The sequence below is a fragment of the Exiguobacterium sp. Leaf187 genome (assembly GCF_001423925.1).
Lineage (GTDB): Bacteria > Bacillota > Bacilli > Exiguobacteriales > Exiguobacteriaceae > Exiguobacterium_A > Exiguobacterium_A indicum.
Window position 1 is genome coordinate 193,883 of sequence record NZ_LMPR01000011.1, and the last position, 11,477, is coordinate 205,359.

Sequence of the window (11,477 nt, forward strand, 5' to 3'; positions counted from 1 at the left end):
GGGAAGTCATCATGCCTTTAGTCATCGTAGGAATTGGGATCGTCGCGTTGCTCGTTCTCATCATGGGGTTGAAATTAAATACGTTCGTCTCACTCATCATCGTTTCCTTTGGCGTTGCACTACTACTCGGCATGCCGCTCGATCAAATCGTCAAGACGATCGAAGCCGGTATCGGAGGAACGCTTGGTCACTTGGCACTGATCTTTGGTCTCGGTGCCATGCTTGGAAAGCTGATTGCTGACGCCGGGGGGGCGCAGCGAATCGCCATGACGCTTGTCGCCCGATTCGGGGAAAAGAACATCCAGTGGGCGGTTGTCGTCGCTTCGTTCATCATCGGGATCGCCCTCTTCTTCGAAGTCGGACTCGTTTTGTTGATTCCAATCGTCTTTGCGATTTCACGTCAACTTCGTGTCTCGATTCTATATCTCGGGATCCCGATGGTCGCTGCCCTATCCGTCACGCACGGCTTCTTACCACCTCACCCGGGTCCGACCGTCATCGCTGGGGAGTATAAAGCCAATATCGGGGAAGTCTTATTGTATGGTTTCATCGTTGCTGTTCCGACAGTCATCATCGCTGGTCCTATCTTTACAAAAATCGCGAAACGACTCGTTCCTGAATCGTTTACACGGACAGGAAACATCGCGTCACTCGGGGAACAAAAAGAATTTGATTTAGACGAGACACCAGGCTTCGGCATCAGTGTCTTCACGGCGATGCTACCGGTTCTTTTGATGTCGGTCGCAACGATCTTCACGCTTTTACAAGAAACACTCGGATGGGGTGAAAACAGCGTCATCTCGGCAATCGAGTTTATCGGGAACGCCTCGACGGCGATGTTGATTTCATTACTCGTCGCGGTCTACACGATGGGGATCGCGCGTAAGATTCCGATGCAAACGGTCATGGAATCTTGTACGACGGCAATCGCCCAAATCGGGATGATGCTATTGATCATCGGCGGTGGCGGTGCCTTCAAACAAGTCTTGATTGACGGTGGTGTCGGGAAATACGTTGCCCAATTATTTGAGGGATCAGCGTTATCCCCGATTCTACTCGCTTGGTTGATTGCTGCGATTCTCCGGATCTCACTTGGTTCCGCAACAGTCGCTGCCCTATCAACGGCAGGTCTCGTCATTCCGTTACTGGAGCAATCCGACGTCAACTTAGCGCTCGTCGTTCTCGCGACTGGTGCAGGTAGTCTGATCGCTTCACACGTCAATGATGCAGGCTTCTGGATGTTTAAAGAGTATTTCGGATTATCATTAAAAGAAACGTTTGCGACATGGACTGTGCTTGAGACGATCATTTCCGTTTGTGGACTTGGGTTCGTTCTTCTCCTCAGCCTCGTCGTCTAAGAAAAGGAGTCGTTCTACTTATGCAACATTCTATCGGAGTCATCGGGCTTGGCGTCATGGGACGCAACCTGGCACTGAATATGGCGAGTCATCAAGAAGAAGTCGCTATCTATAACTACACACGTGATTTAACGGACGATCTCGTCGCACATGATGAGGGACTACCTCTTCATCCGTACTATGACATTGAAGCATTCGTTCAATCACTCGCTCGTCCACGGAAAATCTTCATGATGGTCACGGCTGGTAGCGCGATTGATTCAGTCATCGAATCGTTGCTTCCGCATCTCGAAACAGGCGATATCATCATGGATGGTGGGAACTCTCACTTCCTCGATACAGAGCGTCGTTTCGACGAGTTACAACGCCATGGGATCGAATACATCGGCGTCGGTGTATCGGGTGGTGAAGTCGGTGCGCGGACCGGTCCTGCGATCATGCCTGGTGGATCGAAAGAAGCTTACGAACATGTCGCACCGATCTTGACGAAGATCGCCGCTCACGTCGAAGGAGATCCATGTTGTGTTTATATTGGTCCGAAAGGCGCTGGTCACTTCGTCAAGATGGTCCATAACGGAATCGAGTATGCGGACATGCAACTGATTGCTGAAGCGTATAGCTTCCTCCGTTTCCGTCTTGGACTCGACGTCACGGAAGTCGCGGATATCTTCGCTGAATGGAACGAAGGTGAACTGAAAAGTTACTTGATTGAGATCACAGCGGATATCCTCCGAAAAACGGATGACGAGACAGGGCAACCGTTGATTGATGTCATTCTCGATCAAGCCGGTCAAAAAGGAACTGGAAAATGGACGAGCCTGCAAGCCATTGATAATGGGATCGCCTCTTCGATCATTACAGAAGCCCTGTTCGCGCGTTACCTTTCAGCTATTAAAGAAGAACGCGTCGCAGCGTCTGCTGTCCTAAAGGGACCAGAAGACTTGTCAACGCTTGAGCGAGACGCGTGGGTCGAACGGATTCGTCAAGCGCTTTATATGGGGAAAGTTGCCGCATACGCGCAAGGCTTCACCCAGTACCGAACGTCGTCTGAGTTGTATGACTGGAACTTACGCCTCGAGGAAATCGCCTTGATTTTCCGTGGTGGATGTATCATCCGGGCCGACTTCTTGAACGTCATCAGTGAAGCGTTCAAAAATGATGCGAACCTCTCGAACTTGATGCTCGCCCCGTTCTTCGCTGAGAAAGTACAGGCGTATCAAGAATCGTTACGTCACGTCGTTGCCGAGGGTGCATTATCTGGTTTTGCACTCCCATCTCTATCGACGTCACTGACGTATTACGATAGCTACCGGACAGCGAATTCGAATGCCAACATGTTGCAAGCACAACGCGATTATTTCGGTGCTCATACGTACGCTCGGACAGACCGCGAAGGGATCTTCCACACGGACTGGCAATAAAGAATACAGCTCCCGACTCCTGTTTCATTTAGGAGTCGGGATTTCTTTTTTTGTTCACACAATCTTTCCTGAAATAAGAAATTGCCGATTATACCTTGACAAAAGTGTTGGTCTATATGAAATTAGTATTAGATTAGAATTATTCTAGTGTGATAAATACAGATTCCTTGTATGCACTAGAACAGATTCTAAAAATAGAACCCTTGAGGAGGATTTTTATCATGTCTTTAATCGGAAGTGAAGTAAAACCATTCAGTGCATCAGCATTCCACAACGGAGAATTCGTTGACCTAACGGATGCCAACCTTCGCGGTAAATGGAGTGTCGTATGTTTCTACCCTGCAGACTTTACATTCGTTTGCCCGACAGAACTCGAAGATCTTCAAAACCAATACGAAACACTCAAAGCGCTTGACGTTGAAGTTTACTCTGTTTCAACAGATACGCATTTCACACATAAAGCATGGCACGAAACATCAGAAACAATCGGTAAAATCGAGTACGTCATGATCGGCGACCCATCACACGTCATCTCACGTAACTTCGAAGTCTTGAACGAACAAGATGGTCTTGCTGACCGCGGTACGTTCATCATCGACCCAGACGGCGTCATCCAAACAGTTGAGATCAACGCAGGCGGTATCGGTCGTGATGCGAGCACCCTCGTCAACAAAATCAAAGCGGCACAATATGTACGTAACAATCCAGGCGAAGTCTGCCCAGCGAAATGGGAAGAAGGCTCTGCAACACTCACACCAAGCCTTGACCTCGTCGGAAAAATTTAAGGAGCGGATTCGCGATGGCTTTAGCACCAGACATTAAAGCACAACTCGCGCAATACCTCGAGCTTCTCGAAGGCGATCTCGTCCTAGCGGTTAGCGCTGGGACAGACGCCGTCTCGCTTGAGATGAGCGCACTCGTCGAAGAGATCGCAAGCATGACACCACGCATCTCCGTCGAGCAGGCAAGCCTTCCCCGGACACCAAGTTTCACAGTCAACCGTGTCGGTGAGACAAGCGGAATCACGTTCGCGGGAATCCCACTCGGTCATGAGTTCACGTCCCTCGTTCTCGCTCTGCTACAAGTCAGCGGTCGAGCACCGAAGGTCGATGCGGAAGTCATCAAGCAGATTCAAGGCATTCAAGAAACGTACCACTTCGAGTCGTACATCAGCTTGAGCTGCCACAACTGCCCAGATGTCGTACAAGCATTGAACGTCATGAGCGTCCTCAACCCGAACATCAGTCACACGATGATTGATGGTGCGGCATTTAAGGAAGAAGTCGAACAAAAAGAGATCATGGCTGTTCCGACGGTCTTCGTCAATGGCGAAGCGTTCGGTAACGGACGGATGTCACTTGAAGAAATCTTGGCGAAGCTTGGCACAGGTGCCGATGCTTCTGATTTCGCTGATAAAGATCCATACGATGTCCTCGTCGTCGGTGGTGGTCCAGCTGGATCGAGTGCTGCCATCTATGCAGCCCGTAAAGGTATCCGGACAGGAATCGTCGCAGAACGCTTCGGTGGACAAGTCATGGATACGATGAGCATCGAAAACTTCATCAGCATGAAGTACACGGAAGGACCAAAACTCGTCGCAAGTCTTGAGGAGCACGTCAAGGAATATGGCATCGACGTCATGAACCTACAACGGGCAACTCGCCTTGAGAAGAAGGACCTCCTTGAGCTCGAGCTTGAGAATGGTGCTGTCTTGAAAACGAAGAGTTTGATCCTTTCAACAGGTGCACGCTGGCGTAACGTTGGTGTCCCAGGCGAACTCGAATTCAAGAACAAAGGCGTCGCCTACTGCCCACACTGTGATGGTCCGTTGTTCGAAGGAAAACGTGTCGCAGTCATCGGTGGCGGAAACTCAGGAATCGAAGCAGCCATCGATCTCGCAGGAATCGTCAAGCATGTCACGGTCCTTGAGTTCGCACCGGAATTAAAAGCAGACGCTGTTCTTCAAGAACGCCTCGCTTCACTTCCGAACGTCACGGTCGTCGTCAACGCACAGACGAAGGAAATCACAGGAACGGACAAAGTGAACGGTATCACGTACATCGAGCGCGAAACGAACGTCGAACGTCACGTCGAGCTCGAGGGTGTCTTCGTCCAGATCGGTCTCGTACCGAACACAGACTGGCTCGGTGAAACGGTGAACCGTAACAAGTTCGGTGAAGTCCAAGTCGATCGCCACGGCGCAACGAACGTACCAGGCGTTTTTGCTGCAGGAGACTGCACAGATAGCGCGTATAAACAGATCATCATCTCGATGGGATCTGGTGCAACAGCTGCACTCGGTGCTTTCGATCACTTGATCCGGAATTAATGAAAAAGAGCGGAACTCAAACGAGTTTCGCTCTTTTTCTGCCTCAATAGTAGATTTCACCGTACCATGAACAATGATATTCTTTCGTGATGTGATGTCTTGTTAAGATGCCTTGCTTCGCGTATGTACCACTGACCGTTACGACCATCGTTTGCAAAGCATCGATTGGAGTACCGGAGAATCCGGTTTGCATCCACTTTCCACCATCGATCGCAAGAGACGTCATCGAAAAGACATCGGATAATCGTTGGCGTTTACTCTGTTCCAAGAGTTCCGTCTCGAAATTTCCGATGATCCGGACATCGTTTCCACGTTCCGTACGTTCAAGCGTTCGTTCACTATCCCACTCTAAGCTCGTTTGGACACGTAGCGGCTTCAACCGTTCGAGTGCCCGTTCTTGAAAACGTTCCGGCGAAACCCAGTCCTCGTCTGCGAATTGATTTGCTGCAAGCAACGTGACGTCCGCATTTTCATGTGTCCGATTTATGTTTTCCACGATTTTTTCATATGCTGCGTAATAACGTTGGTGTTGTGTCGTCTGGTCCTTTGCCTCTGATGTGACTGATGACAATGAAGCGAATAAAAAAACAGCTGTCGCAATCTGATATTTCACTGACTTCCCCTCCCTTTCGCTGTTCATTGTACGAAAAAAACGAGGAATAGATTCGAAAACGACAACCGTTTTATGGATTTTTTCATTCAAGAGTGTATCAATAGATCGTACTCTTATGGAATTAAGAACAGATCAAGATTTGTATTCAAAACTGACCCCTATAAATAATTCAAAGTTGACACTTTTGACTAGTCCAGTCATCTGATAGATTGAAGATATCTTAAAATCTATCATAAAGAAGGTTAGCCACATGCAAAAAGCAGCACCGTATTCTAGCACTCGTACCCGCCAGCTCGTCATCACTGCGATGTCAATCGCACTTGTTCTTGTTGCAACGATGTTCATCAATATTAAATTACCCATCGCTCCAAACGGTGGTCTCATTCATATGGGAACAGCGATGCTCTTTCTTGTTGCCATTTTATTCGGTCCACGGACAGCATTGATTGCCGGTGCTGTTGGAATGGGCTTATTTGATCTTCTATTGGGCTATACGATTTGGGCCCCTGGTACGATCATCGCACGTGGACTTCAAGGGCTGATTGTTGGTTACATCGCGTGGTCAGGTGGTCGCAACGGAACGAATGTCACATTCAACTTGATCGGGATGATCGCTTCCGCTCCTGTCATGCTGCTCGTCTACTTCGTACATGAAGGGATTATGTTCAGCAACTGGGTCGCACCATTCGGTTCCATTACAGGAAACATTATTCAAAACGTCCTCGGAATCCTTGTCGCGATTCCAGTCGGGATTGCACTGAAGAAAACACGCTTCTTCCGTAACTTCCGCTAAATCAAAAAAACCGTCCGGCTCCTCGTAGAGTCGGAGGGTTTTCGTTTAGCGAATCGGTTGACCTTGTTCGAGTTCGAGCGTTTTTGCTGTTTCGGCATGGATCTGTTCGAACAGCTCCGGATGTTCAACGAGTGAGATCCCGTAAGACGGAATCATCTCCTTGATTTTTGCTTCCCACGCCGGTAATTCGGACGGGAAACATTTTCCGAGTACTTCGAGCATGACTGGAACCGCTGTTGAGGCACCTGGTGACGCCCCGAGTAAGGCAGCGACAGATCCGTCGGCCGCACTGACGACTTCTGTTCCGAACTGGAGTGTCCCTTTTCCTTGTGGTGTATCCTTGATGACTTGGACACGTTGACCAGCGACGACGACATCCCAGTCTTCTGTCTTCGCATTCGGAATGAACTCTCGTAACTCGTTCATCCGTTGTTCCGTCGACAAGAGGACTTGTTCGATCAGATACTTCGTCAATCCCATCTCTTTAGCTCCCGCAGCAAGCATCGTCAAGACGTTATTCGGTTTGACGGACGCAATCAAATCAAGATTCGATCCTGTCTTAAGGAACTTCGGTGAAAAGCCAGCGAACGGTCCGAAGAGGAGTGATTTCTTCCCATCGATGTATCGTGTATCCAAGTGCGGTACTGACATCGGCGGTGCTCCGACTTTCGCTTTTCCGTAGACTTTCGCATGATGCTGTTCAATGATTTCAGGATTTTTACAGACGAGGAACAAGCCACTGACTGGGAAACCACCGATCTGCTTCGATTCCTCGATGCCTGTTTTTTGGAGCAATGGTAAACTACCGCCGCCACCCCCGATGAAGACGAACTGAGCCGTATGATGCTCGATCCGGTGATCGCGCTCATTCTTCACTTTGACTTCCCAACCTCCGTCAACACGTTTCAAATCCTCGACACCGTGCTGATAGTTGATCTCTACATCGTGCTGTTCGAGATATTCAAACAGGATTCGTGTCAACGCACCAAAGTTGACGTCCGTTCCTGAATCGATTTTTGTCGCAGCAATCGGCTCGGGTGACGTCCGACCGTTCATGATGAGTGGAATCCACTCGGCTAATTTCGCTGGATCCTCTGAATATTCCATTCCCGCAAACAACGGATTAGCTGATAGCGCTTCCAATCGTTTTTTCAGAAATTCTACGTTTTCTGTTCCTTCAACCATACTCATATGTGGAATCGGCATGATGAATTCTTTCGGATTCGGCAAGACACCTTCCTTGACGAGATGCGACCAGAATTGACGTGACAGTTGGAACTGTTCGTTTACTTTGACCGCTTTACTGATATCGATTGAACCATCAGCGTTTTCCGTCGTATAGTTCAGTTCGCATAATGCGGCGTGACCTGTTCCTGCATTGTTCCACTCGTTCGAGCTCTCTTCCCCGGCACTCGCGAGTTTCTCGAATACCTTGATGTTGATCTCAGGCGCGAGTTCTTTTAATAAGACCCCTAACGTCGCGCTCATGACTCCGGCACCAATTAAAATAACGTCTGTTTTTTTAGGCATACTGCTCATGATATCCTTCCTATCCCCGTTGATATTATGGACTACCTGTCATGAAAAACTTCCCCCTCATGACGACAACTTACCTTTCCATTATAACCCTATCATAGCTTGCACAGAAAGGAACTTCTTTTACATTCAGAAATGTGCCGCGGCAGCTGATTTTACAAAATCGTCTGCCTCTTTTCGAAGCAGACGATTCCGCTCATTTGATGCGTAATCCTAAGTTTCCTTTAATGGTTTCATACCAACGATAGGTGTGATAGCTTTTTTGAATCACTGGCTCCTCCATCGAAATAGCCATGACCTGCTGTCCATAGTCATCAAAACGTAGATAAACAAGATAACTCCCCCGCTCCATTTGTTTGGGTAGTTCTACCTGCAAGCGATAATAATGTTTTTCAAGATCTGTGACATCTGTCTTTAAAAGATGCGTTTCTTCCATCCAATTACGATGTTGCAGTGTAATCCCTTCTACACGAATTCGACGATCTCCAAGTGTTTGAACCGTTAGCTCGAGTCCTTCTTCTGTCAGTTGTAATTCGTGCACCTTCACATATAGAGGGAGAGCTAGCATTTGTTTCTGATCACTGCCTAATGGAATACTCCAGTAAGGTTGATCATCCACCCATTCGATTTCCTTTGTTTCTCTCGATTTCGACCACTTGACAGCATCCATGAAATCATCAAAACGTCCGGTGTTCCAGTAATGATACAACAGACGATTGAACGGCTTTTCAATCAATGAATCGATGGGATAGGAACGGTGTTGCGTAAATAAGGCAACGACGCGCGCAAACATTTGATGATAGGCTGACGGATCATGACTCTTGAGAAAGTGCTTACGATCGTACAAACGTGTGATGCAGTCAAACTCAATCAGTCGATTGAGGATGAGACGCTCCTTTTCAACAGGTAATTTATATTCCAACACACGTCGTAAGACGATAAGATTCGTTTCCATCTTTTCCATGATATCAGTCTGCTTCGTTAATGAGTCATTTTCCTCGAGACGGTTCAAATAATAGATGGGAGCAGTGACCGTTGATATCGCATCCGTTCGTATTAAGACATCGATAAAAAATTGTTTATCTTCGGCGAATTTCATCGAAGGAAATTGAATCGCATGACGTAGCAGAAAGTCTCGACGCATCATACGGGCACGTGGACCGAGATGATAAAACGCATGCTTTAACGTATAAGGAGAAACGTGATCACGATTACGATTTGATTCGTGAACACCGATGATTCGGTTCGGTTGATTCGTAGACACTTGAATCGTACGTCCGACGGCGTAGTCCACTCCGGTTCGATCCATCGTCTCATTCAAAATTCGTAATCCATCATGCGCTAACCAATCGTCCGCATCCAAAAACGTAACATATTTCGATCGTGCAAGAGCCAAACCTAGATTACGTGGCATCGCAGGCGTGCCCGTATTGTTTTTCAGCAGTATGCTGACAAGTTGAGGATATAAGGAAGATAAGCGTCTTAACAGACGGCGTGAGCCATCTGTGGATTTATCATCTACCGCAATGATCGTCACGTTTCGAATACCGATCGTCTGTACTAAAACGGAGTTAATCGTTCGTTCAAGATAGATAATCGCGTTGTACACTGGAATAACGACTGTAACAGCAACATGACGTCTTAGACGTTTTGCATTTAAAACCTCATAGTCTTTTGGTACTGATGAAATCTTTGACCTCACTTGATTCACTCCTCATCCTCAAAGGTGATTCAATTTATCAACTATATTGGTTTTTAATGTAAAATACTTATAGTATAAACAAAATTTAATTGTCCTGCAAGTATCGTTTGGAACACACACGAACGTATGAATTTATTCAAAAACGGTAATCATATAACAAAGATAAAGGAGGGACTCTCATGGCGACACGCTGGATATTTGGTAATCAATTGAATCACGATCTCCCCTTATTGCAGGAAGCAAACAAACAAGATGACGTCATCCTAATGGTCGAAGCGTCCTCACGCTCCAAGTGGAAGACGTACCATAAACAAAAACTTGTCCTCGTCTTCTCGGCGATGCGGCATTTCGCTGAAGAACTACGCGAGAAAGGCTTCACCGTTGATTACCGGGAAGCCGACTCGTTCGATCAGGCATTCAAGGCGCACCGGAAAGATCATGATCCGGATCATGTATTCTATACGGCGATTACGGACGAACCGATGCGCAAGGCAATGCACAAGTGGCAAGACGCCTTACCGAAGAAGATCACGGTCGAGGTCTGTTCTGACGTTCCGTTGTTTTTACTGACACAGGAAGAAGCGATTGAAGCAATCGGCGACAAACCATACAAGATGGATCGGTTTTATCGCAAACTGCGTAAGGAACGAAACGTTCTCATGAACGGCTCTAAACCGATTGGTGGAAAGTGGTCGTTTGACGCCGAGAACCGAAAACCAGCGAAGTCCGGAACGACGTTTCCGGATCCCGTTCAGTTTCGTCCCGATCGTATCACAAAGGACGTCATCGACAAGGTCGAGCGTGATTTTTCCGATCATCCGGGAGCACTTGATTCCTTCCATTGGCCGGTTACGCGAAAGGAAGCGACGCGGGCTCTCCATCGTTTCGTCGAAGAACGACTCGAGACGTTCGGGACATATCAAGACGCTATGCTGACCGGTGAAGATACGTTATCGCACTCACTCTTGTCAGCAGCAATCAATCTCGGCTTGTTGACACCGGAAGAAGTCATTCGTCAAGTCGAAGCCGCCCTCGAAGATCAAGATGCTCCGCTCAATGCGGTCGAAGGTTTTATTCGACAAATCCTCGGCTGGCGTGAATACATGCGCGCTGTTTACTTAGCCGAGATGCCGGACTATGCTTCCGTCAATGCGCTACGTCACGAAGCGGATCTACCGGACTTTTTCTGGACCGGGAAGACGAACATGAACTGTGTCGCAGAATCGTTGCGTCCCGTCGTCGAGCATGCCCACAATCACCATATCCAACGCTTGATGGTGCTCGGGAACTTCGCTAATCTGTTTGCGATCTCGCCGCAACAGACGGCAGATTGGTTCAATGAGATGTACATCGATGCCTACGACTGGGTCGTCTTACCGAACGTCCTCGGAATGGCGCTTCATGCCGATGGGGGAACGTTATCGACTAAACCGTACATCGCTTCGGCAAATTACATCCATAAGATGAGTGATTATTGCAAGGGATGCCCGTTCCATCAAAAGGACATGCTCGGAGAGGATGCCTGTCCGTTTAACGCCTTGTACTGGGACTTCATCGACCGGCATGAAAAACGCTTCGCTGATAATCAGCGGATGTCGATGATGTATCGGCAATGGGGAAAGCGCGATGCGGACAGCAAACGCGATATTCGAAAGAAAGCTAAAGCACTCCGGAAACAATTACAGGATGGTGCTTTCGATACACCATGAAACAAGCCGGTCGGAT

The 11,477-nt window shown here is 48.0% G+C and carries 9 protein-coding genes; 6 read left to right on the forward strand and 3 right to left on the reverse strand.

All coding sequences use genetic code 11. The annotated features are described in order from the left end of the window. The first annotated feature begins 11 nt into the window (after positions 1–11). The 4 genes from ASF99_RS15020 to ahpF all read left to right on the forward strand — a co-directional run bounded on the left by ASF99_RS15020 (position 12) and on the right by ahpF (position 5,108). Positions 12–1,358 (forward strand): GntP family permease, encoded by a 1,347-nt coding sequence (locus ASF99_RS15020; RefSeq protein WP_055969735.1) that lies wholly within the window; start codon positions 12–14, stop codon positions 1,356–1,358. A 20-nt stretch (positions 1,359–1,378) separates the two neighbouring features. Continuing rightward, positions 1,379–2,779 (forward strand): decarboxylating NADP(+)-dependent phosphogluconate dehydrogenase, encoded by a 1,401-nt coding sequence (gene gnd / locus ASF99_RS15025; RefSeq protein WP_035395489.1) that lies wholly within the window; start codon positions 1,379–1,381, stop codon positions 2,777–2,779. A 221-nt stretch (positions 2,780–3,000) separates the two neighbouring features. Continuing rightward, positions 3,001–3,564 (forward strand): alkyl hydroperoxide reductase subunit C, encoded by a 564-nt coding sequence (ahpC, locus tag ASF99_RS15030; protein ID WP_023469815.1) that lies wholly within the window; start codon positions 3,001–3,003, stop codon positions 3,562–3,564. Positions 3,565–3,578: 14 nt separating this feature from the next. Then, entirely contained in the window at positions 3,579–5,108 is a 1,530-nt protein-coding gene (gene ahpF, locus ASF99_RS15035; protein ID WP_055969738.1) for an alkyl hydroperoxide reductase subunit F, read from the forward strand. A 43-nt stretch (positions 5,109–5,151) separates the two neighbouring features. On the opposite strand, the gene ASF99_RS15040 is transcribed toward ahpF, so the two are convergent. Next, positions 5,152–5,721 carry a hypothetical protein gene (locus ASF99_RS15040; protein WP_055969741.1) on the reverse strand — a complete coding sequence of 190 codons (570 nt, stop codon included), beginning with the start codon at positions 5,719–5,721 and terminating at the stop codon, positions 5,152–5,154. A gap of 250 nt (positions 5,722–5,971) precedes the next feature. On the opposite strand from ASF99_RS15040, the gene ASF99_RS15045 reads away from it, so the two are divergent. Further along, positions 5,972–6,514, forward strand: a complete 543-nt coding sequence (locus tag ASF99_RS15045) for an ECF transporter S component (RefSeq protein ID WP_023469818.1) — start codon at positions 5,972–5,974, stop codon at positions 6,512–6,514. A gap of 45 nt (positions 6,515–6,559) precedes the next feature. Here the strand turns inward: ASF99_RS15045 and ASF99_RS15050 are convergent, their stop codons facing one another. Together ASF99_RS15050 and ASF99_RS15055 are read right to left on the reverse strand one after the other, a co-directional pair. Then, positions 6,560–8,053, reverse strand: a complete 1,494-nt coding sequence (locus tag ASF99_RS15050) for a malate:quinone oxidoreductase (RefSeq protein ID WP_023469819.1) — start codon at positions 8,051–8,053, stop codon at positions 6,560–6,562. 193 nt (positions 8,054–8,246) lie between these two features. Further along, complete coding sequence (locus ASF99_RS15055) at positions 8,247–9,752, reverse strand: glycosyltransferase family 2 protein (protein ID WP_055969745.1); 1,506 nt, start codon at positions 9,750–9,752, stop codon at positions 8,247–8,249. 179 nt (positions 9,753–9,931) lie between these two features. Here ASF99_RS15055 and ASF99_RS15060 point away from each other — a divergent pair, with 179 nt between their 5' ends. Further along, complete coding sequence (locus ASF99_RS15060) at positions 9,932–11,461, forward strand: cryptochrome/photolyase family protein (RefSeq protein WP_055969748.1); 1,530 nt, start codon at positions 9,932–9,934, stop codon at positions 11,459–11,461. Positions 11,462–11,477: the final 16 nt, after the last annotated feature.